The 26205-nt window shown below is 70.9% G+C and carries 23 protein-coding genes; 12 read left to right on the forward strand and 11 right to left on the reverse strand.

Features of this window, described 5'->3' with window-relative positions; translation table 11 throughout:
* Positions 1–27: 27 nt before the first annotated feature.
* Together E6G06_14050 and E6G06_14055 are read right to left on the reverse strand one after the other, a co-directional pair.
* The gene (locus E6G06_14050) at positions 28–1698 is read right to left on the reverse strand and encodes an acetolactate synthase (protein ID TML89690.1); all 1671 of its coding nucleotides are present in this window, start codon (positions 1696–1698) and stop codon (positions 28–30) included.
* Positions 1656–2495, reverse strand: a complete 840-nt coding sequence (locus E6G06_14055; GenBank protein ID TML89691.1) for an alpha/beta hydrolase — start codon at positions 2493–2495, stop codon at positions 1656–1658. Before E6G06_14055 ends, E6G06_14050 begins: the two co-directional genes overlap by 43 nt.
* Positions 2496–2619: 124 nt before the next feature.
* On the opposite strand from E6G06_14055, the gene E6G06_14060 reads away from it, so the two are divergent.
* Together E6G06_14060 and E6G06_14065 are read left to right on the forward strand one after the other, a co-directional pair.
* The gene (locus E6G06_14060) at positions 2620–3525 is read left to right on the forward strand and encodes a flippase-like domain-containing protein (GenBank protein ID TML89692.1); all 906 of its coding nucleotides are present in this window, start codon (positions 2620–2622) and stop codon (positions 3523–3525) included.
* Between the two features lie 89 nt (positions 3526–3614).
* Complete coding sequence (locus E6G06_14065) at positions 3615–4364, forward strand: phosphatase PAP2 family protein (GenBank protein ID TML89693.1); 750 nt, start codon at positions 3615–3617, stop codon at positions 4362–4364.
* A gap of 19 nt (positions 4365–4383) precedes the next feature.
* Here the strand turns inward: E6G06_14065 and E6G06_14070 are convergent, their stop codons facing one another.
* Genes E6G06_14070 through E6G06_14080 form a run of 3 tightly spaced genes read right to left on the reverse strand, consistent with a single transcriptional unit; the run spans position 4384 to position 6203 of the window.
* On the reverse strand, positions 4384–5148 hold the full coding sequence (locus tag E6G06_14070) for an SDR family oxidoreductase (GenBank protein ID TML89709.1): 765 nt from the start codon (positions 5146–5148) through the stop codon (positions 4384–4386).
* Positions 5145–5978, reverse strand: a complete 834-nt coding sequence (locus tag E6G06_14075) for an adenylate/guanylate cyclase domain-containing protein (GenBank protein TML89694.1) — start codon at positions 5976–5978, stop codon at positions 5145–5147. Before E6G06_14075 ends, E6G06_14070 begins: the two co-directional genes overlap by 4 nt.
* Before the next feature lie 9 nt (positions 5979–5987).
* Complete coding sequence (locus tag E6G06_14080) at positions 5988–6203, reverse strand: lycopene cyclase domain-containing protein (protein TML89695.1); 216 nt, start codon at positions 6201–6203, stop codon at positions 5988–5990.
* A 102-nt stretch (positions 6204–6305) separates the two neighbouring features.
* On the opposite strand from E6G06_14080, the gene dxs reads away from it, so the two are divergent.
* The 3 genes from dxs (at position 6306) to E6G06_14095 (ending at position 9962) form a co-directional block, all read left to right on the forward strand.
* The gene (gene dxs / locus E6G06_14085) at positions 6306–8198 is read left to right on the forward strand and encodes a 1-deoxy-D-xylulose-5-phosphate synthase (protein ID TML89696.1); all 1893 of its coding nucleotides are present in this window, start codon (positions 6306–6308) and stop codon (positions 8196–8198) included.
* The gene (locus tag E6G06_14090) at positions 8195–8983 is read left to right on the forward strand and encodes a phytanoyl-CoA dioxygenase family protein (GenBank protein TML89697.1); all 789 of its coding nucleotides are present in this window, start codon (positions 8195–8197) and stop codon (positions 8981–8983) included. The genes dxs and E6G06_14090 overlap by 4 nt, the downstream gene beginning before the upstream one ends.
* Positions 8984–9080: 97 nt before the next feature.
* Positions 9081–9962, forward strand: a complete 882-nt coding sequence (locus E6G06_14095) for an LLM class flavin-dependent oxidoreductase (protein ID TML89710.1) — start codon at positions 9081–9083, stop codon at positions 9960–9962.
* A 37-nt stretch (positions 9963–9999) separates the two neighbouring features.
* On the opposite strand, the gene E6G06_14100 is transcribed toward E6G06_14095, so the two are convergent.
* Positions 10000–10224, reverse strand: coding sequence for a WhiB family transcriptional regulator (locus tag E6G06_14100; protein TML89711.1), 225 nt, complete (start codon positions 10222–10224; stop codon positions 10000–10002).
* Between the two features lie 49 nt (positions 10225–10273).
* Entirely contained in the window at positions 10274–11482 is a 1209-nt protein-coding gene (locus tag E6G06_14105; GenBank protein ID TML89698.1) for a winged helix-turn-helix domain-containing protein, read from the reverse strand.
* A gap of 67 nt (positions 11483–11549) precedes the next feature.
* Here E6G06_14105 and E6G06_14110 point away from each other — a divergent pair, with 67 nt between their 5' ends.
* Positions 11550–13157, forward strand: coding sequence for an AarF/ABC1/UbiB kinase family protein (locus E6G06_14110; protein ID TML89699.1), 1608 nt, complete (start codon positions 11550–11552; stop codon positions 13155–13157).
* Positions 13158–14288: 1131 nt separating this feature from the next.
* On the forward strand, positions 14289–14846 hold the full coding sequence (gene lepB, locus E6G06_14115) for a signal peptidase I (protein TML89712.1): 558 nt from the start codon (positions 14289–14291) through the stop codon (positions 14844–14846).
* Positions 14847–14904: 58 nt separating this feature from the next.
* Here the strand turns inward: lepB and E6G06_14120 are convergent, their stop codons facing one another.
* From E6G06_14120 to E6G06_14135, 4 genes are read right to left on the reverse strand one after another with little or no spacing between them, the layout of a single operon-like run.
* Positions 14905–16686, reverse strand: a complete 1782-nt coding sequence (locus tag E6G06_14120; protein TML89700.1) for a hypothetical protein — start codon at positions 16684–16686, stop codon at positions 14905–14907.
* Positions 16683–17468, reverse strand: a complete 786-nt coding sequence (locus E6G06_14125; protein TML89701.1) for a WecB/TagA/CpsF family glycosyltransferase — start codon at positions 17466–17468, stop codon at positions 16683–16685. Before E6G06_14125 ends, E6G06_14120 begins: the two co-directional genes overlap by 4 nt.
* A 31-nt stretch (positions 17469–17499) precedes the next feature.
* Positions 17500–18462 carry an NAD-dependent epimerase/dehydratase family protein gene (locus E6G06_14130; protein TML89702.1) on the reverse strand — a complete coding sequence of 321 codons (963 nt, stop codon included), beginning with the start codon at positions 18460–18462 and terminating at the stop codon, positions 17500–17502.
* Position 18463: 1 nt separating this feature from the next.
* Positions 18464–19120: a sugar transferase gene (locus tag E6G06_14135; protein ID TML89713.1), complete on the reverse strand. Its 657-nt coding sequence runs from the start codon at positions 19118–19120 to the stop codon at positions 18464–18466.
* A gap of 510 nt (positions 19121–19630) precedes the next feature.
* Here E6G06_14135 and E6G06_14140 point away from each other — a divergent pair.
* The 5 genes from E6G06_14140 to E6G06_14160 all read left to right on the forward strand — a co-directional run.
* Entirely contained in the window at positions 19631–20569 is a 939-nt protein-coding gene (locus E6G06_14140; protein TML89703.1) for a hypothetical protein, read from the forward strand.
* Complete coding sequence (locus E6G06_14145; GenBank protein TML89704.1) at positions 20397–21806, forward strand: glycosyltransferase family 4 protein; 1410 nt, start codon at positions 20397–20399, stop codon at positions 21804–21806. Before E6G06_14140 ends, E6G06_14145 begins: the two co-directional genes overlap by 173 nt.
* Positions 21799–23235, forward strand: a complete 1437-nt coding sequence (locus E6G06_14150; protein TML89705.1) for an O-antigen ligase family protein — start codon at positions 21799–21801, stop codon at positions 23233–23235. The genes E6G06_14145 and E6G06_14150 overlap by 8 nt, the downstream gene beginning before the upstream one ends.
* Before the next feature lie 1630 nt (positions 23236–24865).
* The gene (locus E6G06_14155) at positions 24866–25780 is read left to right on the forward strand and encodes an FtsX-like permease family protein (protein TML89706.1); all 915 of its coding nucleotides are present in this window, start codon (positions 24866–24868) and stop codon (positions 25778–25780) included.
* A 79-nt stretch (positions 25781–25859) separates the two neighbouring features.
* Positions 25860–26205 (forward strand): alpha/beta hydrolase (locus E6G06_14160; GenBank protein ID TML89707.1); only part of this gene is annotated, 346 nt, incomplete at its 3' end.

Raw genomic sequence — 26205 nt, forward strand, 5'->3', positions numbered from 1 at the left:
CGCGGAGGGGGACCCGACCCGCGGCCGTCAGGCGAGGTTGGACGTGCGCGGGTAGGCGATCGCGGGGTCGGTGAGCACGTTGACGAGGTAGGGCACACCCGCGGCGAACGCGCGATCGAGGGCGGGGCCGAGGTCGGCGGGCCGCTCGACGGTCTCACCTGCGCCGCCGAGGCCCTCGACCACACGGTCGTAGCGGCACCCGGACTGGAGGTCGGCGGCGACGTCGTAGCCGTAGATCGCCTGCATCGGATGCTTCTCGAGACCCCAGATGCCGTTGTTGCCCACGATGGCGACGACCGGAAGGTCGTGGCGGACGAGCGTGTCGTAGTCCATGCCGTTGAAGCCGATCGCGCCGTCGCCCTGCAGCAGCACGACCTGCCGGTCTGGATGCGCGACACGAGCCGCGATCGCGTAGCCCAGCCCGGTGCCGAGGCAGCCGTAGGGCCCCGGGTCCATCCAGCAACCGGGCTCGAAGGAGTCGATCAGCTTGCCTGCGTACGACACGAAGTCGCCGCCGTCGCCGATCACCACCGCGTCGCGCGCCAGGCGCGCGCGCAGCTCGCCGTAGACGCGTGCCGGGTGGATCGGGTCGGTGTCGGCTTCGAGCTCGGCCCGCTCGGCCTCACGCCGTGCCGTCTCCTCGTCGCGGAGCTTTGCGATCCAGGCTTCGTGGTCCGCTCGCGCGCCGGTGTGGGAAGCCATCCCGTCGAGGATGGTCGAGAGGTCGCCGGCGGGTGACACCGCCGCGTCGACGTGGCCGGCGCGGCTGTCGGGGTGGTCGACGACGTGCACGACCTGGGCGGCGCCGAACGAGCCGAACGACAGCCGGAAGTCGAGCGGAGTGCCGACGACGACCACCACGTCGGCCTGCTTGAGGAAGCTTCGGGTACGCGCGAACGCCAGCTCGTGATCGGCGGGCAGGCACCCGCGCCCCTGGCCGTTGACGAACGTCGGCACCCGTAGCGACTCGACACACCGTCGCAGCGCCTCCCACGCGCCATCGGCCCACACGTCGCCCCCCGCCACCAGCACCGGGCGCTCGGCGCTCGCGACGAGGGCCGCGGCGCGGGAAACGTCGTCGGCGTCGGGCTCGGGGCCGGCGGGCACCACACCGTCGGGCACGTCGGACGCGTCGCTCGCGAACACGACGTCGAGCGGGAAGTCGAGGAACACGGGCCCGCGGTGGGGAGTGAGCGCGAGGGTGACCGCCTCGTGCAGCTCCTTGGCGATCTGACCGGTCGACGTCACGGTGCGCGCCACCTTGGTGATCGAGGCCACCACCGGCACGTGGTCGAACTCCTGCAGCGACCCCGCGCCCCAACGAGCCTGCGGGGCGCGGCCGCCGAGCACCACCAGCGGCGACCCGTTGAAGTGCGCGGTCGTGACCGCGCTGACACCGTTGGTGACACCCGGCCCTGCGGTGAGCACCGCCACACCGGGTCGGCGTGTGAGCTTGGCGAAGCCCTCGGCCGCGAACGTCGCCGTCTGCTCGTGGCGGACGTCGACGATGCGGATGCCGGCCTTCACGCACCCGTCGTAGATGGAGAAGATGTGGCCACCCGACAGCGTGAAGATCTCGCGCACGCCGAAGGCGCCGAGCGTGGCGGCGACGAGCTGGCCGCCGTGGCCCTCGAGGTGCGTGCCAGGCAACTGCGTCACACCACGTCCTCGAGGAACGAGCTCAGCACCGCCCACCATGCGTCGGTGTTCTCGAACTGCGGCGAGTGCCCGGCCTCGGGAATGATCGCCAGCCGGGCGCCGGGGATCGTCTTCGCCATGCGCTCCGCATGGGCGACGAACGGTGTGTCCTGCTCGCCGACGATCAGCAGCGTCGGCAGGTCGACGTCGGCCAGCCGGTCGAGGCGGTCGGGTTGGCTGAGCAGGGACTCCGACATCGACAGCCACATGGCCGGAGAGGACGCGAGCAGCTTGGCGTCGCAGAACTCGCTGTAGCCGGGCTTCTCGTGGAGCAGTCGCAGGAAGGCCGGTGTCATGAGCGGGTCCTCGTCGCGCAGGAGCTTCAGCGCCTCCATCAACGCCGGGATGCCCTGCTCGCGGACGATCGCAGCGGCGAGCTCGCGCGTGTCCGGCTCGACCCAGTCGATCGGGCCGTGGGTCGTGTCCATCAGCGCGAGCGCGTCCACCCGCTCGGGCCGGGCGAGCAGCAATTGCTGGGCGACCATCCCACCCATCGAGTGGCCCAGCAGGACGAAGCTCTCCCACCCGAGCGCATCCGCGAGTGCCAGCAGGTCGGCCGCGATGATCTCGAGCGAGTAGCTCGCCTCGTCGCCGGGATGATCGCTCACCCCGTGGCCGCGCAGGTCGGGGGCGACTGCATGCCATCCGCGCTCGGCCAAGGGCTCGAGGAAGTCGGTGAAGTCCTCCTTGGCCCCCGTGAAGCCGTGCACCAGCAGGATCGGCCGACCGCCGACGCCCGCCTCCGCGATCGTCAACCGCACGTCGCCGAGCCGGACCTCTCTCGCATTCGTCGCCATCGGCACAGCGTATGGGGTCGCGCACCGTTCGGGTCGGGCCTAGGCTGGATGGATCGCCGGACGTCTCGCACGGGGTCGCCGACGGACGACCCTCCTCGCCCTTCGGCTTACGGTCAGCGTGGCCATGCTGGCGTACCTCCTGACGCGTCTCGACATCTCCTCGCTGCTGCCCCGTCATCAGGCGTCGACGCTCACGTGGGTGATCGCGGGCCTCCTCGTCACCGGCGCCTCGGTCGTCCTCTCGACGCTGCGCTGGCAACGGGTGCTCGCCGCGCTCGAGATCCCCGCCCGGCTGCCGACGCTGCTCGGGCACTACCTCGCGGGTCTCTTCGTCGGGAACTTCCTGCCCTCGACGATCGGAGGCGACGTGCTGCGTGTCACACGCCTGTCCGTGGAGAACGGTGAGCCGCCCCCGACGTTCGCGTCGGTCGTGCTCGAGCGCCTGAGCGGTTGGATCGTCCTGCCCGTGATGACGCTGGTCGCGATGGCCCTGCAGCCCGCGCTGCTGCACAAGGGCAGCGCGACCCGGGTGGCCGTCGCTCTCGCGGCGGGCACGCTGGTGCTGCTCGCCGGCATCGTGCTCGTTGCCGCCCATCCGCGGCTCCTCGGGCGCCACGCCGACAACCCGGGCTGGCTGCGCTTCGTCGGCGCGGTTCACCTGGGCGTCGACCGCTTCCGCCACCATCCCGCAGCCGCGGCCGGCGTGCTGGCCGCCGGCTTCGTGTACCAGTTCACCGTCGTCCTCGCCGCCTGGACGGCAGCCGAGGCGCTCGGCATCGACATCGGACTCACCGTCCTGCTCGCGTTCTTCCCGGTCGTGGCCATCGCCCAGGTGCTGCCCGTCACGTTCAGTGGGCTCGGGGTGCGCGAAGGTGCACTGGTGCTCTTCCTGCACCCGTTCGACGTCACCCAGGCCCAGGCCATCGCCCTCGGACTGCTCTTCTATGCCATGAACCTGGCCGTGAGCCTGCTCGGCGCCCCCGCGTTCGCGGTCGGTGCGCGGGCCAGGTCGGTTCCGGCTCCCTCGTGAGCTGGCCCGCAGCTTCCCGCTCTGCCCCTTCGGGCTCGACATCCGCGAGCGCGACGCTCGAGGGCGAGCCGCGCGGCGATCCGACCGCCATGCGACGAGCGCTCGGCCTGCGCTGGTGGCGCGAGGTCCTCTACATCATCGCGTTCTACATCGTCTACTCGGTCGTGCGGAACCTGCAGGGATCAGCGTCGGTTTCAAAGGCCCACGCGCTCAGCCACGCCCGCTCGGTCATCGATGTCGAGCGCTGGCTGCACATCTTCAACGAGCGTTCGGTGCAGAAGGCGTTCCTCGACTACCACGGCTTCATCGAGTTCTGGAACCTCTTCTACGGCACCTTCCACTTCTTCGTCACCATCGGCGCGCTGCTCTGGCTCTTCCGCCGGTTCCCTGAGCGCTACCAGAGGTGGCGCAACGCACTGGCATGCACGACCGCGGTGGCGCTGGTCGGCTTCGCGCTCTATCCGCTCCTGCCTCCTCGCCTGCTGCCCGGGTCGTTCCGCTTCGTCGACACGCTCCACGTCTACGGCAGCCTCTGGTCGTTCGATTCAGGCGCGATGCACAAGATCTCCAACCAGTACGCAGCGATGCCGAGCCTGCACTTCGGCTGGTCCGCATGGTGCGCCCTCGTCTTCATCTCCACGGTGCCCCGCACCTGGATGAAGGTGCTCATCGCGTTCTATCCGCTCGCCACCACGTTCTCGATCGTCGTCACCGCCAACCACTACTGGCTCGACGCGGTGGGCGGCGCCGTCGCGCTCTCCATCGGCTACGGCATGGGCGTCGTCATCACCAACGCGCAGGCCCGCCGTCGGCCCGTGCTTCGGCCCGTCGACACCTGACCGCGCGGCGACGCGAGCGTCAGAACAACGAGTAGCCGCCGTCGATGACGAGCGTGTCGCCCGTGTGGTACGCGGACGCGGGACTGGCGAGATAGACGGCGACGGCGCCGAAGTCGTCGGGGCAACCCCATCGGCGCATTGGCACGCGCGGCAGCACGCGCTCGATGAAACGGTCCCAGTGCAGCACGGGCGCGGCGAGCGCCGTGTCGACCCAGCCGGGCAGCACCGCGTTGGCGCGGATGCCGTGGCGGGCGAGCTCGACCGAGAGTGACTTCACGAGCGTGACCACCGCGCCCTTGCTCGCCGCGTAGTGCTCGCCGCGGGGCTGCCCGACGATCGACGAGAGTGACCCGGTCGCCACGAGGCTCCCCCCGCCACCGCGCTCGATCATGTGCCGCGCCGCGGCACGGAACGTGAGGAACGCGCCGTCGAGGTTCACGCGCAGCACGGCACGCCAATCGTCTAGGGTCATGTCGACGAAGGGACTGGCGCGGTTCGTTCCCGCGTTGGCGAAGCAGGAGTCGACGCGGCCGAGCGCTTCCACCGTGCGCGCGAACGCATCGTCGACCTGGGCCTCGTCGCCCACGTCGCACCGCAGGCCGACGACCGGCCGGCCGTGACTGCGCAGTTGCTCCGTGGCGGCGAGGTTCTTCTCCTCGTTGGTGCCCCAGATGGCGATCGACGCGCCCGCCGCCGCCAGGCCCTCGGCGTAGCCGAGGCCGATGCCGCTGTTGCCGCCGGTTATCAGCGCCACGTGGTCGGTGAGGTCGAACGCGCCGGTCACCGTGCGTCGGCCGCCCACATGACGGGGCTGATGCGCACGGGCTCGCCCACGCCCTTGTAGCTCTTCCGGCGGTAGCGCCCGAAGCGCAGAGACGTGAGCTCGGCCACCGCGACGCGCACCTCGGCGGTCACGAGCACCTCGCCGCCGCGCGCGGACTCGGTGACGCGGGCCGCGACGTTGACGACATGGCCGATGACGTCGTCGCGGGTCACGACCAGCTCACCCATGTGCACCCCCGCGCGCAGGCGGAGCGGCTTGGGGTTCGAACCCACGAGCTCGAGGCACGCGAGCACCGCGGCTTCGGGCTCCGGGAACGTGAGGAGCAGGCCGTCGCCCAGGCGTTTGGCGACCCTCCCGCCCCGACCGCGCACCAGTGGTCCGACCGCCCGATGGTGATCGGCGAGGAGACGGCTGGCCGCCTCGTCGCCCTCGCGCGAGGTGAACGCGGTGAAGTTCTCGAGGTCGGTGAACGCGACCGCGAGTCGCTCGCTGGAACCTTCACCGGCATCGTCCTCCGCCCCGGACGAGAGAACCTGGATCGCGGTGAGGCCCAGTGACGCGAGCAGCGACGGGCGCTTCTCGACCGATCCCTGGAGGTAGCGCTCGACCACCTCGACGGGGGTCGCGGTCGAGAGGGGGCCGTCACCGGGGCGCTCGAGCCACTCCCGCCGGATCAGGCCCACCTCGACCGCATGGGCGAGACGGTCGGGGTCGCGCTGGAGCAGGTCGGCGACCCGCTGGGCCAGGTTGCGCCGCCACCCGGCCACGGTGCGCTGACCCACGACCCGCGGGCCCTCGGGTCGGGGCGGTTCGACCGGGAGGCGCGCCACGTCGTCAACCTACCGGCCCGTCACCCCTCGAGCGCTTTCGAAGGTGCGCAGCGCGCACACGGGCACCACGACGAAGAGAACCACCTCGTCGACTGCCACCGAGTACAGGAAGTCCCATCCCGTGACGTACCGTGGGTTGTACTGCCAGATGTCCCGGGCCACCGCGATGGCATCCCACACGAAGAACAGGGCGACGGTCGGCAACAGAACGTGACGACGAGGCAGGCAGCCATCAGCAGTAGATACTGGAAGCGAGACATGAGCCGGGCGTTGAACCTATCGGTCAGGGTCGGGCTACCGTTTCGTAAGAGGGGGGACGCCGACGAGATGCTGCTAGAGACGATCCACAGGCCCGCCGACCTCCGAGGTCTCGACCACGACGAGCTGAGCACGCTCGCCACCGAGATCCGCAGCTTCATCGTGCAGGCGACATCCGTCACCGGTGGTCACCTCGGCTCCAACCTCGGCGTGGTCGAGCTCACGCTCGCGCTCCACCGGGTCTTCGACTCGCCCCGCGACATCCTGCTCTGGGACACGGGCCATCAGGCGTACGTGCACAAGATCCTCACCGGACGACGCGACCGGTTCGACACCCTGCGCCAGGCCGGCGGGCTCTCGGGCTACCCGTCGCGCGAAGAATCCGAGCACGATTGGGTCGAGAACAGTCACGCGTCAACCATCCTCAGCTACGCGCACGGTGTTGCCACCGCGCTGCACCTGAGCGGGGCCGAAGCCGAGCGGCGGGTCGTCGCGGTCATCGGCGACGGATCGATGACCGGCGGCATGGCCTACGAAGGCATCAACAACCTGGGACACAGCGGACGCCGCGTGGTGATCGTGCTGAACGACAACGGCCGCTCGTACGCGCCGACGATCTCGCGCCTGAGCCACGGCCTCACCAACCTTCGCCTCAAGCCGTCGTACGTGCGCAACCGCGATCGCATCGAACACGTCCTCGGCGAGGTGCCCGTCATCGGTGAGCACCTGCAATTGGGCGTGCAGGGCCTGCGCGCCGCGTTCCGTGAGTTCCTCGAGCCGCAGAACTTCTTCGAGGCGCTCGGCGTGCGCTACGTCGGCCCCGTCGACGGGCACGACGTGGATGAGATGGAGCACGTCCTGCGCTCGGTGAAGGACCACAACGGTCCGATCATCGTGCACGTCATCACCCAGAAGGGAAAGGGCTACGCGTTCGCGGAGGACGACGAGGACAAGTGCCTGCACGACGCGCCCATCTTCGACCCCGTCACCGGCCCACCGCCCTGGGCCCCGACGGGCTACACCGAAGCGTTCTCCGAGGCGATCATCGCCGCAGCCGAGCGCGACAAACGCGTGGTCGCCATCACCGCGGCCATGCCGAGCCCGACCGGGCTCATCCCCTTCCAGGCGCGCTTCCCCGACCGGTTCTTCGACGTGGGCATCGCCGAGCAGCACGCGGTCACCGCGGCCGCGGGAATGGCCATGGGTGGCCTGCGCCCGGTGGTGGCCATCTACTCGACATTCCTCACCCGTGCGTTCGACCAGGCCAACCTCGACGTCGGCCTCCATCACCAACCCGTCGTGTTCTGCCTCGACCGGGCGGGCATCACCGGAGACAACGGGCCCTCCCACCACGGCGTGCTCGACATGGCGTTGCTCCTCCGGGTGCCGGGCATGACGATCTTCGCCCCGTCGTCGGCCCAGGAGCTCCAGGTGATGTTGGGTGAGGCGCTGGCGATCACGAGCGGCCCGTCCGCCATTCGTTTCCCGAACGGCGCAGCGCGGCGCGTCCCGCTCGAGCAGGTCGGCTCCGGGCTGACCGCTCGCCGCGTCCGTCAGGGCGACGACGTTTGCATCCTCGCGGTCGGGAAGTTGCTCGAGGCGGCCGAGGACGCCGCGCTCCTGCTCGACGAGCAGGGGGTGAGCGCGACGGTCTGGGACGTGCGCGTCGTCAAGCCGCTCGACCCCGACATGATCTGCGACGCGGCCCGTCACCCGCTCGTCGTGACCGCGGAGGACGGCGTGCGCGACGGCGGAGCCGGGGCGGCCATGGCCGACGCAATCGCCGACCTCGACGAGAGCCGCCAATCGCCTCCGGTGCTCGTGCTGGGCACGCCCGACCGCTACATCCCGCAGGCCAAGCCGGCCCAGATCCTCGCCGAGTTGGGCCTCGACGGCGCTGGCATCGCCGCGTCGGTAATCAAGACGCTGCACGCGGCGCACTCCCCCCTGTCTCCCCGGTGACCGCCACCCTCACCACAGATTTCCAACGGGCTCAGGCCGACCTGGCCGAGCACGGTTACTGCCTCGTCGAGGGTGCGCTCGACGAGGCGCGGCTCACTGCGATCAAGACGCGCCTGGCCGAGCAGGCCGAGGCCGAGATCGCCGACGGCACCGACTACGTCTACGACGCAGGATCGAACCAGCGGGTGTGGAACCTGCTCAACAAGGGCGAGGTGTTCGAGGAGCTCGCGCAGGACCCGCTCGTGTGCCGGTTCATGGCGCACCTGCTCGACTCCGACTTCCTGCTCTCGAACATCGACGCCAACATCGCGGGACCGGGGGGCACGCCGATGTTCCTGCACGCGGACCAGAGCTTCGTGCCCAACCCGTGGCCCCCGTATCCCCTCGTGGCCAACGCCATGTGGATGCTCGACGACTTCACCGCGGACAACGGCGCCACGCGGATCGTGCCCGGCAGCCATCGGCGGGGCCGCGGCCCCGACTACGGCACCGACGACCCGGTCAGCGAGACGGTCCCCGTGTGCGCGCCCGCCGGCACGGTGATGGTGTTCGAGGGAAGGCTGTGGCACCAGACGGGCGCCAACGTCACCGCATCCGAGCGCCGGCACGGCATCCTCGCCTACTACTGCCGCCCGTTCATGCGGCAGCAGGAGAACTTCTTCGTCTCGCTGCGACCCGAGGTGCTCGAGCGGGCGACGCCGTTCCTGCGCCACCTGCTGGGCTGGGAGCACTACTTCTCGCTGGGGATGATCGACGGCATGCCGCGCGAGGGCTTCCGGTACTGACGCACGAGCTCGCTTCTCGTCGTACTCAGCCGTCCTCAGGACGGCCGGCTACGACAAGAAAGAGGGTCGTGGGGAGAGGAGACGTGTGAAGGTTCGCATCGGGTACGGCCTCGGCACACAGACCGTTGTCGACCAGGAGCGGTTCGCCGGATTCGTCGACGAGCTCGAGCGACTGAGGTTCGACTCGCTCTGGCTCTCCGAGCGGATCACGGGCACCGCGTTCGACCCCGTCGTCGGGCTGGCGTTCGCGGCGGGCCGCACCACCCGGCTCAAGCTCGGCACGAGCGTGATGGTGCTGCCCGGACGCAACCCGGTGCTGGTAGCGAAGGCGCTGGCGAGCCTCGACCGGTTGTCCGCTGGTCGCCTGCTCCCCGCGTTCGGGCTCGGCGTGGTCGACCCGAACGAGCAGCAGGCATTCGGGGTGGCGCGCGAGGAACGGGCGGCGTGGTTCGACGAGGCCCTGCCGCTGATCCGCAGGCTGTGGACCGAGGACTCCGTCGATCACGACGGACCGCGCTTCACCTACCGCAACCTCACCGTGCGACCCCGACCCGCGCAGTCGCCGCCCGACGTGTGGCTCGGCGGCATCGCGCCCAGCGAGTTGCGCCGCGTCGGGCGCCAAGGCGACGGTTGGCTGCCGAGCTTCTGCACCCCCGCCGACGCGATCGCCGGTCGCGTCGTGGTCGAGAAGGCGGCAGCCGATGCGGGCCGCGCCATCGACCCCGAGCACTTCGGGGCCCTCGTCATCTACACCCGGCGGGAGCTCCCCGAGCGCCTGGCGCGCGCCGTTGCGGCACGCCGGCCCGGCGTCGACCCGGCTGAGCTGATTCCCGCGAACCTGCCCGCGGTGCGCGCCACCATCGAGCGCTTCATCGCGGGCGGCTTCTCGAAGTTCGTGCTCGTGCCCGCCGAGGAGCCGTCGTCGTGGTCCGACGAGCTCGCGGAGATGGCCGGCGAGCTGCTTCCCTTGCAGGCCTGACCCCGGCAAACGCTCGACCGGCGCGAGCCGGGCTCGGTCAGGCAGCCTGCCGGCGGCGGCGGCGCAGGCGGCGACGTTGCGTCTCGGTGGCGCCGCCCCAGATGCCGTCGGGCTGGTTGGTGGTCAGGGCGAACTCGAGACATGCGTCGCGTACGGGGCACTCGGCGCAGATCGCGAGCGCGGGACCGGCCTGGGCGTCGGAGTCGGGAAAGAAGATGTTGGTGTCAGAGTCGCGACAGGCTGCCTGTTGGCGCCACATCAGCTTCTGTTCCTGCATGTTGCATCACTTCCAAAGAGGCGGAGAGCTTGGCTCATGAACAACGGCCGCCCCCGCCCAGGCATTCCCGTAGCCCACCGGCCAGGTCGCCCCGTTCGCCGACCTCGATGTCGTCCAGCCCCAGCCATCCCGCCAGGCGGACCAGCTCACCCACGAGCGGCCCGACCAGCTCCCTGCTGTCGGCGTCCGGCTCCGCGAACGCCCCGGGCACGAGCAGCACCCGGCGGCGCCGATCGGCCTTGACGTCGACCCGGCCCATGAGGCGCTCGCCCAGGAGCAACGGCAGGACGTAATAGCCGTGCACCCGTTGGGCGGATGGGACGTACACCTCCAGCCGCAAGCGGAAGCCGAAAAGGCGCTCGGTGCGTGACCGCTCGAACACGAGCGAGTCGAACGGTGAGAGCAAGGCGCACCCGTCGATCCGACGCGGCAGGCGAGCGTGGACGTGCAGGTAGGCGGGCCGCTCCCACCCCTCGACCTCGGCCGGCACCAGCTCCCCGGCCTCGACCAGCTCGGCCAGTCGGGGCCGGGCTTCGGGAACCCGGATGCGGAAGTAGTCGGCCAGGTCGGCGGCCGTGCCCACCCCGATCGCGGCCGCGGCCTGGGCCAGGAGGCGGCGGTGGGCCTCCTCGACGGGCGGCGTGGGCAGGGCCAGCACCTCAGGGGGGAGCACCCGCTCGGGCAGGTCGTAGCGCCGCTCGAAGTTGCGACGCTCGGCCACCGCGACCTGGCCGGTCCAGAACAGCCACTCCATCGTGGCCTTGCCGTCGCCCCAGCCCCACCAGGGCCCCCGCCTCACACCCGGCTCGCTGAGCTCGGACGCCGCGATCGGGCCCCGGTCGGTCACCTCGTCGAGCACCGCCTGCACGTAGCCCGGCTTCTCGTCGGCCATGCGGGCCATCCGGCCCCACGCCTCACCCCGTGCCATGCGCCACCGCAGCAGCGGGTGGAGGGCCACCGGCACCAGCGAGGCCTCGTGCGCCCAGTACTCGAAGAGCGTCCGTCGGCGATATGCCTCGCGGTCGATCAGGTCGCGTTCGTAGGCGCCGAGCCGGGAGAACACGGGCAGGTAGTGCGAACGAACGACGACGTTGATCGAGTCGATCTGTAACACGCGGAGCCGCCCCATCAGGCGCTGCAGATGCCGGCGGTCGACGCGACCCGCGGGCGCTGCGGCCGCGAAGCCCTGGGCGCCGAGGGCTACCCGGCGGGCCTGAGAGACCGAGAGTCGCTTCGGGCGCATCGGCGAGCGACGCTACAAGGCCGGTTCCTCACTTGGCCGAGACCCTCGGTACGGTCGCGACCAACGCATGAGCAACGATCACATCAGCTACGACGCGACCTCCGATCTCCGACTGGGCGCCTTCCGCGAGGGCGGGCCGTGGGTCGTCGACCCGCCCGCGATGGCGTGGAGGCACAACATCGAGCGCATCCGGGCCGCCACCCATTCCGAGGTGCCGCGCCTCCTGCGCGCCCGTCGGGTGCCACCGGGCGGACGGGTGGTCGCCGTCGCCGGACGGGTGGGCCTCGCGCTCGCAGCGTGGGCCCGCATCGAACGGGGCACCGGCGGGCCCACGTCGCGCGCGGGCCTGTCCCGCCGGCTGCGGCGGGCGTTCGAGCGCCTCGGCCCGACCTACGTGAAGCTGGGCCAGATCGTCTCGTCGGGCGACGGCATCTTCCCCGAGGAGTTGGTGAACGAGTTCCGGCTGCTGCGCGACAAGGTGCCGCCGGAGCGATGGGTCGACGTCCGCGACATCATCGAATCGGAGCTGGGCCGGCCGTTGCATGCGGTGTTCGCGAACGTCGACGAAAGGCCGCTCGCGGCCGCGTCGATCGCGCAGGTACACGCCGCCACGCTCCTGACCGGCGAGCACGTGGTCGTCAAGGTGCAGCGGCCGTCGGTCGAGCGTCTCGTCCGGCGCGACCTGGCAGCCATGGCGTGGCTCGCGCCGCTACTCGTCGGGCGCATCCCCGTCAGCGCACTCGCCAACCCGCCGGCGCTCGTCGAGCTGTTCGCCGAGACCATCGTCGAGGAGCTCGACTTCCGGCTCGAAGCAGAGAACATGCTCGACATCGCGCGCGTGCTCGCGGCCACCGACCAACGCTCACTCGTCGTCCCCCGGCCTCATCCCACACTCGTGACGAGGCGCGTGCTGGTGATGGAGCGACTCGACGGCTTCGCGTTCGACGACGTCGCCGGCATGCATGCGGCGGGCATCGACACCTCGGCGGTCGTGCGTGCCGGGCTCGTCGCCGTGCTGGAGGGGGCGGTGCTGTTCGGCGTCTTCCACGGCGACCTGCACGGCGGGAACCTCTTCGTGATGGCCGACGGACGGGTCGCCCTGCTCGACTACGGCATCACCGGCCGGCTCGACGAGCGCCGCCGGCTGGCGTTCCTCCGCCTCCTCATGGGCGGCACCATCAACGACGTGCGGATGCAGCTCGGTGCGCTCGTCGACCTCGGCGCGCTGCCCGAGGGCACCGACCTCGACGCGGTCGTGCACGACCTCGGCCTCGACCGGCCGGCCAAGGACCCGACGACGATGTCGGCCGACGAGCTGGTGCAGGAGATGCGTGAGCTGACCAAGTCGCTGCTCGGGTACGGTGCCCACCTTCCGAAGGAGCTCATGCTCTTCGTGAAGGACCTGCTGTTCCTCTCCTCGGCGATCACCCTCCTGGCCCCCGACGTCGACCTGCTGGGCGAGGTGACCTACATCGCCACCTACTTCGCCCGCGTCCACGGCGAGCAGATCACCCGCGACGTGGGCCTCGACCCGCGTGCCCTTCGCGTCGACCTCGACGGCGTGCGGGCGTCGATGGGCCTGACGAGCGAGGTGGAGAGCATCACCGCCAGAGACCTGCAGCGCAGGCGCCAGCTCATCCTGAAGCGGATGGGAGAGCACCGGGGCCGGCGCTGAGCGACCGCTCGCCGGAGCGAGAAGCCCAACGGGATGACAGGGATTCCCCCACACCCCTCCGCCACGCGTCATCCTCTAGGTGTGGTCGCGCCACCCGATGACGACGCAGTCAAGCGGGAAACTGCCGACGCCGAGAACGACCAGGTGGGCGTGAACGGCGGGGAAGAACCCCGCCGCCGCGACGACGCGCTGGCCGACTGCGACCGGCTGCTGGCCGACGCCGCCCGCGTCATGCGTGACGCGCGCGTCGTCTCGCAGCGCTTGCGGGACGACACGCTGGCGGAGGTCGAGACCCAGGCGAGCCGCCTCATCGCCGAGGCCGAACAGGCGCGCGACGCGATCATCGGCGACGCCCGCCGCATCCGCGACGAGGTGCTGGCCGAGGCCGACGCCGAGGCCGAGCGCCGGCAGGCCGAGACGGAAGAGGCGCACCTCGCGGCGGTCGCCGCAGCCGAGACCCGGGCGCGTGAGCTCCGCGAGGAGGCAGCCGCCCACGCACGCGAGGTACGCGACCGCGCGGTCGCCGCCGCTGCCGCCGAGGCCGAGCGCGAGGCCCGTCGCCGCGAGGCGGAGGCAGCGGCCGAGCGCCGGGCCCGCGAGGAAGCGTTCCGCGCCGAGCTCGAGCAGAAGCAAGCGGCGGTGCTCGAGGTTTCCGTGAACCAGGCCGAGCGGCTGCTCGCGGAGGCCGCGGCGAGCGCGGAGGAGCACAGGGTCCAGGCCCAGAACGAAGTGGCGCGCATGCTCATCGAGGCACGCGCCGAAGCCGAGCGTCTCACCGCGGCCGCCCTCGCCGAAGGCCGCGCGGAGGCAGCGCGGCTGCTGGCGGAGACCCTCGCGCAGGGACGCGAGGAGGTCGAGCGCCTGGTGGCCGCGGCCACCGCAGAGCGGGCCCGCCTGCTCGACGACGCCCAGCGCGAGGTTCGCGAGCTCGTGCGTCAGGCCGAAGCGGACTCGAGGCTGGTGCGCGCCGAGGCCACCCGGTGGTTCGCCGAACGCGCCCGCGACGTTGCCGCCATCGCCCTCCCCGAGCCGGGCGCGCCCCCCGAGACGCGACCCGAGGCGCCCCCCGAGACGCGACCCGAGCCGAAGGACGCGGGACGCACCCGCGCCCGCCGCGTCGCGGGCGAGATCATGCTCCTGGTCGCGGTGCCGATGCTCGCCGCCTTCTTCCTCAAGAGCTACGTCGCCCAGGCCTTCTACATCCCCTCCGCCTCGATGGAGCCGAAGCTGGAGGTGGGCGACCGTGTGATCGTGTCCAAGCTCGCCTATCGCCTGCAGTCCCCGAAGCGGGGCGACGTGGTCGTGTTCCATCCGCCCCTTCCCGCCCCCGAGGACCACGCCGCGCTCCCGCTGCGGGTGCTGCACGGGATCCTGGCCGCGATCGGTGTCCGCCAGCCGGGAGACGACACCTTCATCAAGCGGGTGGTCGGCCGTCCCGGCGAGACGGTGGAGGGCCGCGAGGGCAGGGTGTTCATCGACGGCGAGCCCCTGAACGAGCCCTACCTCAGGCCGGGCGTGGTCACCAGCGACTTCCCTCCGGTGCATCTCGACAAGGACCAGCTGTTCCTCATGGGCGACAACCGGCCCAACTCGAGCGACAGTCGGTCGTTCGGGCCCGTCGACCGCAGCCGGGTGGTGGGCGAGGCCACGACGCGCGCCTGGCCACCACCACGCGCCGGGTTCTTGTAGCCGCGACCTGCCGGCTCAGCCCACGTGCTCGCCGACGCGCACCGGTGAGTGGCTCGACTCAGCCGCCCGCCGTGTGCTGACGGGCGAGAGAGTCCGACTGAGGACGTCCACAGCGCGGGCAGTTGGCGAACGCGGGTGGGTTGTCGCGGCCGCACGAGCACGTCCACGACGCCCCCGCGGCAACGATTGCCGGTCGCACGCCTCGACGCGCGGCGGCCACGGCGAGCCCCGCAGGCGCGTCGGCGATCGCGGCCGGGACCGCGGGCTTGCGACGGACGCCGCCCGCCACGCGCCGCTTGCTCGCGGGGTGGATGTAGAGGTAGCCGATGGGCGCGCGGCCGATCAGCCGCAGCCGCCGGCCGATCTCCTCCTGGTCGGCCAGAGCGCCACCGTGGCTCACGACGACGAGCACGCTGTCCGCTCCGCCGGCGAGGGTGGCGGCGTGGGTGACCTGCAGGAGGGGAGGCGCGTCGACGATGACGACTTCGTAGCGGTCCGCGAGCTCGGCCAGTAGCACCTCGAGCAGCCGACGCGAGTTGTCGGCACCGAAGAACTCGGCCGCCGACGTGCGCGTCTTGCCCGCGGTGAGGAGGTCGAGCGGGAGGCCCTCGGCGTTGGCCGCCGGAACCTGCACGATGACATCGCTGAGACCTGATCGCCCGGCGACGAGGTCGAGCCACCCGGGGTGGTCCGCGAAGTCGCTCCGCAGAAGGCGACTGAGACCCTGCGACTCGAGGTCGCCGTCCATCACGAGGGTGTGCACCCCGCTCGCGGCCAGTGCGAGCGCGATGTTGGCGGTGGCGGTGCTGCGGCCGCCGTCCTCACTCGCCGAGGTCACGGTGAGGCGCCGTATGCCGGACGACACGCGCTGGATGTCGATCGACGCCGCCGCATACCGGTACGCGTGCGCGGCGGGCGACACGGGCCGGTCGACGACGGGCAGCACACCCGTCGACGAATGCGACGCGAACGCGGGCACGTCGGCCAGCAACGGAGCGCCGAGCACCAGCTCCGGCTCGTTGGCGCGGAAGAACGTCGGCTTGCGGGTCGCTCGGACGTACGCGGCCAGGCCCGCGATGATCCCGCCGAGCACGAGCGCGAGGACGAGGGTGCGGGCCGAGCTCATCAGGCCGGCCTTGGTCGCCTTCTGGGGCGGGTCGTAGAGCGAGACCGTCCGCGTGGCCTGGTCGACTTGAGTGTCGATCGATGCATGCTCGACTCGCAGCGCGTCCTGGCGGTCGAGCAGCTGACGCTGTTGCACGTCGAGGCCGTCGAGGAGCGGGCCCGTCGGGGCGGGGATCGCCTTGAGCTGCGCGGTGAGGGCGGTGAGCTCGCCGTCGATCCTCGCCAGCTCGGCGTCGATCTGGCCGAGCGTCCCTTCGAACTTCGTGATCGCGTTGGTGCGCAGGACGCTCTTGTACGCCTGCACGACGTTGTCGACGCCCAGCTTGGCGGTCGTGGCCGTCGAGGTCGAGAGGCTCACGCGGATGAGGTTGCTGTCGCGCGCCGACAGGGTCATCGTCACGTGCTTGAGGTAGAAGGCCGTGGGCAGCCCGACCGGGGTCTTGCGCGCCCGATCGATCCGTACCGCCTCTCGCGCCACGTTCGACGAGCGGAGCACCGCGGCCTGGTCCGCGACATAGCGCTCGGGCGGATCGCCGCCGGCCTGGTCGCGCGGGTCCTCGACCAGCACCGAGGCGGCGGCGGTGTACCGCACGGGCCGGGTGACCGCGTAGGCGATGGCGAGGCCGAACGAAACGAGCAGCACCAGGACAACCAGCCGGCGGTCGCGCCAGATGGCGCCGACGAGCGACGGTTCGAACGGCGAGGTATCGGTCATGCGTGCACCTGGACTTCCTGGTCGATCCGTGCCGTCGTCATCGGGCGCGGGGGGTGCGTCATCAGACGCACCGCGAATCTGGGATTGTTGCTGAGGTAACGCCGCCACAGCCGTCGGGGCTCGACGGCCAAACGGAAGAGCCACTCCGTGCCCGACCGCTGCATCCAGCGCGGGGCCTGCCGCAGCGTCCCCGCGTGGATGTCGAACGCAGCACCGACACCGAGCAGCGCGGGAGCGTGCAGCAGCCCGACGTGCGCGGCCATCCAGCGTTCCTGCTTCGGCGTGCTGAGCCCCACGTAGACGAGGTCGGGTGCCGCCGCGTTGATCCGCTCCACGACCTCGATGTCCTCGGTCGGGCTCAGCGGGCGGAAGGGCGGCGAGTAGGTGCCGGCGACGCGTAGGCCCGGGAACCGGGCGGTGAGCTCGTGCGCGAGCCGGTCGGCCACGCCCTCGGCGCCACCGTAGAAGTACGACGTCCAGCCCGACTCGACCGCCCGCTCGCACAGGGCGAGCATCAGGTCCGGGCCGTACACGCGCTCGACGGCGAGGCCGGCCCACTTGCCGGCCCACACCATCGGCATCCCGTCCGGCGTGGTGAGGCCCGAGCGGTTGTGGATGGCCAGGAGCTCGGCGTCGGACTGCGACTCCATGACGCCGTGCACTCCGGTCACGCACACGTAATGCGGCTCGCGTCGGTCGATCCAGCGGCCGATCTCGTCGGTGGCAGTGGGGATGTCGATGGCGTTCACGTGCACGCCGAGGACGTCGAAGCGAGGGATCATGGTCGTCGAGGCGAGGAGCGGCGGAGCCCGGCTAGCGCCCGGCCACCTGCTTCTCGATCCATCGATAGGTTTCGGCCAACCCGTCCTCGAGCTTGATGCTCGGCTCCCAACCGAGCACCTCCCGCAGCCGCGTGTTGTCGGAGTTTCGGCCCCGCACGCCCTGCGGTCCGTCGATGTGGACGATCGAGACCGACTTGCCGGCCACGTCCATGACCATCCCGGCCAGCTCGTTGATCGTCACCATGTGGTCGGTGCCGAGGTTGAGAGGCTGCCCGTAGTCGGAATGCATGAGCCGGTAGATGCCTTCGACGCAGTCGTCGACGTAGCAGAACGAACGGGTCTGCTCGCCGTCGCCCCACATCTCGATCGAGCCGCCGTCCTCGGCGAGCGCCACCTTGCGACACATTGCGGCGGGCGCCTTCTCGCGCCCTCCCTCGAACGTCCCGTACGGGCCGTAGATGTTGTGGAAGCGCACCGTCCTGGTGGTCATCTCGAACTCTTGGGAGAAGTACTCGCAGAGCTTCTCGCCCATGATCTTCTCCCAGCCGTACGCGTCCTGGGGCTCGGCAGGAAACGCGTCGTCCTCCTTGAGCGGAGTGACGTTGGCGTCGACCTGGAGGCTCTCGGGATAGATGCACGCGGACGACGTGTAGAGGTAGCGCGACACGCCGTTCACGCGCGCCGCCTCGATCGTGTGCAGGTCGATCAGGCCGTTGTTCCTCAGGATCGTGCCGTGGAAGCGCGAGATGAACCCCATGCCGCCCATGTCGGCCGCGAGCGCGTAGACGTGGTCGACGCCCCTCGTCGCCTGCAGGCACGCGTCCCACAGGCGCAGGTCGAGCAGCTCGAACTCGTCCGCGTTGGAATCGCTGAACTCCGGTTCTTTGATGTCGACACCGCGCACCCAGTAGCCGCGCGCCTTGAGGTAGTCGACGAGGTGGTTACCGATGAAGCCACCGGCGCCGGTCACCAGTACACGTGTCTTGTCACTCATCTCAGAATCCTGTTCTCCGGCCCAGGAGCGCCGGAATCGTGTGGAGAAGGATCTTGCAATCGGTCGTGAAGCGCACCTGCCGCACATACGCGAGGTCGAGGTGCGTGTTCTCGTGCATCGGCCCGTCGCCGCGGGCCAGGACCTGCCAGAGCCCGGTCAGCCCGGGCTTCACCGCATGGCGCTCGTGCTGCCAGCTCTCGTACCGGTCGACGATGTCGACCAGCTCGGGGCGGGGCCCGATGAGGCTCATGTCACCGCGCGCCACGTTCCACAGCTGGGGCAGCTCGTCGAGGCTCCACTTGCGGAGGAACCGACCGAGCGCCGTGAGCCGCGGATCTTGGGGGTGCTTGTGCGTCAGACGACGCTCGGGCGCGACCCGCAGCCGCGCCATGCGCCGGTCCGGGTGCATGGTGCGGAACTTGTACATCGTGAAGACGCGCCCGCCCCGACCCACCCGTCGTTGCTTGAAGATCACGCTGCGCCCGAGCAGAGCTCGCACGGCCAGCGCCACCAACAGCAAGGTTGGGAGCACGGCCAGCAGGAGCACCGTGCCCACCGCGCGGTCCATCACGGGCTTGACGAAGCGCTCGTAGCGGGTGACCCGGCGGAGCGCTTCGCTGCCTTCCCGCTCGTCGCGCCTTGCCCGGCCGCCGTCCATGGCGACCAGCCACGGCCCCTGCAGGACGACCTCGTTGTCGCCGGACCGTTCCGGATCGTTCGATGACAGCACCTGCCCACCCCCCCTTGGGATCACGCCCGCGGCGGCGGGCTCGGCCCGGCCAAGCCGCCGCCTCGCGGCGCCTGGGCGGGGGGCTTCCCTCCTGAGCGGGTCCTCGATATTCCTACGCACCGAAGTCGAATCACCACGGGGCGTGTACGAAAGATGGCAGACCCGCGGGACCGCCGCTATAGGCCAAGTGACCTAATCGCCCACCGCGTCAGGAGGACCCGAAACGGTCCATGAACCCGCCTCGCGACCCGTTGACGTCACGCTGAGTACACGCCACACTTCTCTCCGTTGTGAGGTCCGCGAAGGAGCAGGCGGAAGACGCGCCCGTATCGCGCAGTTCGCGCAGGAGCGCTCGGGGGGCATGGAAGTGGCGAAGTCGTTGAGAACGAGCATGGCGACCGGCGGTTGCCGCGCCGCGGCCGGGAACGACGGCTGACGATGGCGACCCCCACGCGTTCGCCGGGCATCCAGACCCTGACCTGGAAGAAGGGCCTCCTGGTACCTCGGCGTTTCGACTTGTCCGCCACCGCCGGCAGGAGCGGGGCCCTCGCCTTCCGGTCGCTGTACCGACCTCGCCGGCTGCGAGCGCGCATCGCGACCACGATCTCGTTGTTCGCCATGACCCATGGCATCGGGCGCGCGTCCGCGGACCCGGGCGACGAGGCCCGCGAGCTGTGCGAGCTCGTGGGCGTGACCCCCGACGGCGGCGCGGCCGTGCGGTCGAGACGGTCCGGGCGCGCGACGTTCGGACTGACCGAACGCGGGCGGTTGTGCGTGGTCGTCAAGGTCGCAGCCGGCCGCGACAGCGTCCTGGCCCACGAGAGCGACGCGCTCCAGCGCCTCCACGGCGCGATCCCGGGCGTGGTCGTTCCCGCCGTGCGCTGGGTGGGCCAGTGGCGGGGCCACCTGGCAATGGCCACCGAGGCGCTCGCGTTGACCCCCGACGGGCGCGACATCGATCTCGAGGAGGCGCTGGTGATCGCGGTCGCCCTGGCTCGGGGCTCGGAGCGGCACGGTCCGGTCGTGCACGGCGACTTCGCGCCCTGGAACCTCCTGCGAACCCTGGACGGCATCGGGCTGGTCGACTGGGAGTCGAGCCGCTTCGAGCTCGACCCGCTGTACGACCTCGCCCACTTCGTCACCTCGAAGGGTGTCCTCCTCGGGTCACACGAGCCCGCGGACGCCGTCCGCCTGCTCACCGCCGATGCCTCGCCGGGATGGCGCTACCTCGAGGCGCTCGAGATCGACCCTCGCCAGGCGCCGCAACACGTCCGCAGCTACCTGGAGCGCACCACGGATCGGGGCACGCCGACGACGCGCCGCTACCGGCGAGCCATGCTCGAGCTGCTGCCAACGTCGGTGGACCGCGTGGCGTGAGGTCAACCCCCCGCGTGTACCCGTCGACAACAAGTCCGTGAGGATCCTCCAGCTCCACAACCGCTACCGCGAGGCCGGCGGTGAGGACTCGGTCGTGCGCGACGAGACCCGTCTCCTACGCGCCGCCGGTCACGAGGTCGTCGAGCACCACGTGTCCAACCCCAGCGGCGCGCTCGCGGCCGCGGGCGCGCTGGTGCTCTCGCCGTCGAACCCAATGAGCGCGCGGGCGGTGAAGCGGCTTGTCGTGTCACACCGTCCCGACGTGGCTCACATCCACAACACCTGGTACTCGCTCTCGCCGTCGGTGGTGCAGGCCCTGAAGCAGAGCGGCGTGCCGGTCGTGATGACGCTGCACAACTATCGACTCTTCTGCGCCAACGCGCTGCTGTTCCGCGACGGACGTCCGTGCGAGGACTGCATCGGCACCCACCCCTGGCGCGGCGTGCAGCACCGCTGCTACCGCGACTCGGTCGTGGCCTCGGCCTTCGCCGCCTCGACCATCGCGCTCGCCCGTGCCCGTCGCACGTGGTCGACAGGTGTCGATCGTTTCGTCGCGCCCTCGTGGTTCCTGCGGGAGAAGCTCGTCGCCGGAGGCATCCCCGCGGAGGCCATCGCGGTCAAGCCCCACGGGGTTGACGACCCCGGCGCACGAACCGCGGCACCGTCGAACTCGCGATCGGTGCTGTTCGTCGGCCGTCTCTCGCACGAGAAGGGTGCCGACACGCTGCTCGACGCGTGGGCGGCGCGCGGTGCGTCGAGGCTCGAGCTGGTGATGGTCGGCGACGGTCCGCTGCGCAAACGACTCCAGGCGCGCCGCGTGGAGGGCGTCCGCTTCGCGGGTTGGCAGACGCAGGCCGAGGTCGCTCACCTGCTCCTCGGCGCGAGGGCGCTCGTGTTCCCATCGGTCTGCTACGAGAACCTCCCCCGCGCGGTCATCGAGGCGATGGCCGCGGGTCTGCCAGTGCTCGCGTCGGACCATGGCGGACCGGCCGAGCTGGTCCGAGAGCTCGGGCCGGCGTGGACCGCGGGCGCCGGCGACGAATGGGCATGGGCCGGCGCGCTGGCGGTGCTGGACGACGACGCGGCCGTCGACGTTGCCGGCGCACGGGCCCGCGCGAGCTTCGAGCGGCAGTACACCGAGGAGGCCAGCCTGACCGGTCTCCTCGACGTCTACGCGTCGGTGCTCCGCGGTGCCGCCGACGGGTTGTTCGTCCACGAGACCTCGAGTCGTGGCTGACACTCCCGTGCGCACCGGTCTCCTGGCTCCGCCGCGCCCCGTCGAGGCTTCTCCCCCGCGACCGTTGCCGATGTCGCCGTCGACGGTTGCCCACGCTCAGGTCCCGCGGGGACGACGGGTGGTCAACCTGTTGTTGCGCCTGTTGCCGATCGTCCTCGCCGGCTACGCGCTGTTCGATCGCACCTTCGCGTGGCTCCATTTTCCCGGTGTGCCGCTGTTCCAGGGCGAGTTGATGGTCGGTCTGGCGTTGATCGTCACCGCCTCCGCCACGCACACCGTTCTTCCCGGTCTCAAGAACCGGATCCCGAGCACGTTGCTGCTGGTGTTCATCCTGTGGGGCCTGGTCCGGACGGTGCCGTACGTCGGCACGTACCACGTCGACGCGGTGCGTGATGCCGCACTCTGGTACTACGCCATCTTCGGCATCGTGGTGGCCGGGCTGGTCGTGAGCCTGCCGCATCTCCCCAGGCTGTGGGCGGGTTCGTACTGCCGCTTGCTCCCGTGGCTGCTGCTGTGGAGCATCCCCGCCATCCAGTTGGACGCGCGGCCCGGCGGCCCCTACATGCCCGACGCCCCCGTCGTGTCGTGGTTCGCCCACAAGTCGGGCAACATCGCCGTGGGCGGGGCGATGGCGCTCGCCTTCCTCTGGCTCGTGCCGGTCGAAGGCCTCGGACGGCGCAAACGCGTCCTCCTCACCGTCTTGGCGAGCCTGCTCGTCGCGATGACCGCCACGCAGAGCCGCAGCGGGCTGATCGCCGCCGCTGCGACGGTGGTCGTGATGTTGCTCATGTCGAGCAGGCGTCGTCAGATGATCGCCGCACTGGTGGTGCCGCTCGTGCTCATCGTCGGGCTCGCATGGGCCGTGGATTTCAAGATCCCCGCCCGCCCGCGTCCCATCTCCGTGACGCAGCTCGCCATGAACCTCGGCAGCCTCACCGGTGGTGGGAACAGCGAGCTCAGCGACACCGCGCAATGGCGTGACCAACTCTGGTCGTCGTTGCTCAAGGAGACGCGTCGGTCCAACAAGCTGACGACAGGATGGGGCTTCGGTGAGAACCTCGCCGCGAAGATGGGCTTCGAGGGCGAAAGGCGGGAGGGCCCGCTTCGCAGCCCGCACAACAGCCATCTCGACGTCCTGGCGCGCATGGGGGGCGTCGGGCTGACGATTTGGATCGCGCTCTGGATCGCGTGGTTCACCACGATGATCCGCGCCGTACGCCGCGCAACTCACGATCTGCGCTTCACGCGCGGCGTCATGGGCTTCGCGATCGCGGGTGTCGTCGCCATCCTCGTGAACGCCTACTTCGACCCGACGCTCGAGAGCCCACAGGTCGCGATGTGGCTCTGGTTCCTGTTCGGGCTGGGCCTCGGCGTCGTGGCGCGGGAACGTTTGCGCCGCGAGCAGGACGTCGCCAGCCGCGCGGCCTGACCCTCGGTCGCTCGAGGCCGAAGCGTCTGCGGCCGCGAATGGGTCCGTCACGGGCCGCCGCGCAGGTCGACCCCACGGGGTGCTGGCACGAGGACCATCGGAGGTGGTCGCGCACTTGCGCCGCGTGCCGAGGTTCATGCCAAATGAAGTCGTGGCCGAGGGGCGGTGCACGTGACCGCGGTGTTGTTCCGGCTGCGCGCCGAGGCGCGGGCTCGGTGGCGGGCGTGGGTGGGCGTCGGCCTCCTCGCGGGCCTCGCCGGCGGCGTGTCGATCGCCGCGCTGGCGGGTGCCCGCCGCACGGAGACCGCCTATCCGCGGTTCCTCGCGGGCACGGGTGCGTTCGACGTGGCGGTCGTCAACGGCACGACCGCCGCCAACTACAACCGCCAGTTCGACTTCAACCAGATCGCCGCCCTCCCCGACGTCGGCGATGCCCTGCGCGTCCGCTACTACTTCCCGGGCGGCAGCACCCCGTCCGGCCGCATGGTGGACGCAAACGCCATCATGCCGTTCACGAGCGTCAGCGGTGAGTTCGGGACGACGATGAACGGCGCGCGCGTCCTCCACGGCCGCCGGCCGCGTGGGCAACGCGAGCTCGCGATCACCGCGCTGGCGGCGGAACGGCTGCACGTCCACGTCGGTGACACCTTGCGATTGCGGCTCTTCGGTCCCGAGGCGATAGGGGCGGCCGCGGCACGGGGCGGCGACGAGGCGGTGACCGCGTTGTTCACAGGCGCGGGCTCGCAGCCCTACACGGTCGTCGGGGTCGTGGCGATGCAGGGCGGCTTCGCGCCGTACACCGGCGGCATCCCGCCGCTCGTGCTGCCCTCGGCGGACTTCGCGCGCTCCCATCCCGACGCAGACGAGGTCATTTGCGTGAGGCTCCGCCGGGGCCGTGCCGGCATCGCCGCGTTCGAGCGTGAGCTCGACCGTCTGAGCCCGGGCAGCCAGGTCGTGTCGGTGGACAAGAGTGCGCTGGCCTCCGCGGTCGAACGCAGCCTCGACGTGCAGGCGACGGCGCTCCGGATCCTCGGGGTCGTGGTCGCGGCGGTGGCCCTGCTGCTCCTCGGACAGGCCTTGGCCCGCCAGGCGGCGTTGGAGTCCCTCGACCACGACGTGCTGAGTGCGCTCGGGTCGGTCCGGGCGGAGCTCGGCCTCTTCGGTCTCGTCCGCGCGTCGGTGGTCGCGCTGGTGGCCGGGCTCGCGGCGGTGGTGACTGCCATCGCACTCTCGCCGCTCACTCCCGTCGGGGTTGCCCGCCAGGCCGAGCTCCACCCAGGGTTCGAGGTCAACCTTGCGTACGTCGGCGCCGGCGCTCTCGCGGTGGTAGGTGTGATGCTCTTCGTGGGGGCCGGCCTGGCGTGGTGGGAGGCGGCGTCGGGGCGACGGGGGCGGGCGGGCGAGAAGCCCTCGCGCGTGGTGGCCGCCCTCGGGGGATGGGGGCTCTCGGCGCCAGCCACCTCGGGGCTGCGGATGGCGATCGAGCCCGGCCGGGGAAGGACCGCGGTGCCGGTGCAGTCGACGATCGTCGGCACCGTGCTGGGAGTGGCGACCGTCGCCGCCGCGCTGACCTTCAGCGCCAGCCTCGGCCACCTGTTCGATCGCCCGGACCTGTACGGCTGGAACTGGGATGTCCAGGTCGGCGATCAGTTCACCTCTGACCTGTCGGGTCCCGCGAGGTCGGTGGCACGCGATCCTTCGGTGTCAGCCATCGCCTACGGCACGGTGGGTGGGGTGCAGATCGGCGGGACGCGCCGAGCCGATCAGGGGCGTGATCGAGCCGGTGGTGGTGGCGGGCCGCGCCCCGCGGCGCGCCGACGAGGTGCTGCTCGGGACGCGCACGCTGCACGCTGCGGGCGCGCACATCGGATCGACCGTGGTGGTCGGGCTGGTTGAGCGGACCGTGCGCATGCGGGTCGTCGGCCGTGGCGTGTTCACCGAGGCAACGGCGCGCCTGGGCGAGGGCGCCGCGCTCACGTTCGCCGGGATGCGGCGGCTCGCGCCGGACTCGATCCACAACGTCGTGCTGGTACGTCTGCGCGACCGCGACCGCACCGACGCGATCGCCCGCGAGCTCGGAAGCAGTTCGACGTCGAACGTCTACAAGCCGGTGAAACCGAACGACCTGGCCGACCTGCAGCGGGTGGGCGGCATACCTTTCGTCGTGGCCAGCCTCCTCGCGCTGCTCGCGGCCGCGACGCTCGCGCACACGCTGGTGACCTCGGTGCGCCGCCGCCGGCGCGACCTCGCGATCCTGAAGACGCTGGGGTTCGTGCGGACCCAGCTGTCGCGCGCGGTGGCATGGCAGGCGTCTGCGCTCGCGGTCGTGGCCGTTGTGGTCGGCCTGCCGCTCGGCATCGCTGCGGGTCGGTGGGTCTGGGCCGTCTTTGCGGGCCGCCTCGGCGTGTCCACGCGCCCGGTCACGCCGGTGCTCGCCGTCACGCTGCTCGTCCCCGCGACGATCGTGCTCGCCAACCTGGTCGCGGCCGTGCCCGCGCGACTGGCGGCACGCACCCAGCCGGCGGCTGCGCTCCGCACCGAGTGATTGGGCGGGCCAGGACAACGATCGGCATGCCCTCCCGAGTCAGCGGGCGCACGCGGTAGCCAACCAGCAAGATGTTGACGTGGCCATGACACCGGAGACGGACTACGCCAAGACGCCCGGCGGACACCACATCGCGTACCAGGTGCTCGGTGATGGGCCACTGGACTTGATCTATGTCCATGGGGTCAGCCATCTCGACGGCCAGTGGGAGGAGCCTCGCTACGCCCACTTCCTCCGTCATCTCGCTTCCTTCAGCCGGCTCATCTTGTTCGACATGCGCGGGACAGGGCTTTCGGACCCTGTACCTCTCAGTGACCTCCCCACCCTCGAAGAGTGGACGTCGGACATCGGCGTCGTCATGGAAGCGGTGGGAAGTTCTCGGGCGGCACTTGTTGCGGCGAATGACGGCGGGCCGATGGCCATCT

It is taken from the genome of Actinomycetota bacterium, from assembly GCA_005888325.1.
Taxonomy (GTDB): Bacteria; Actinomycetota; Acidimicrobiia; order Acidimicrobiales; family AC-14; genus AC-14.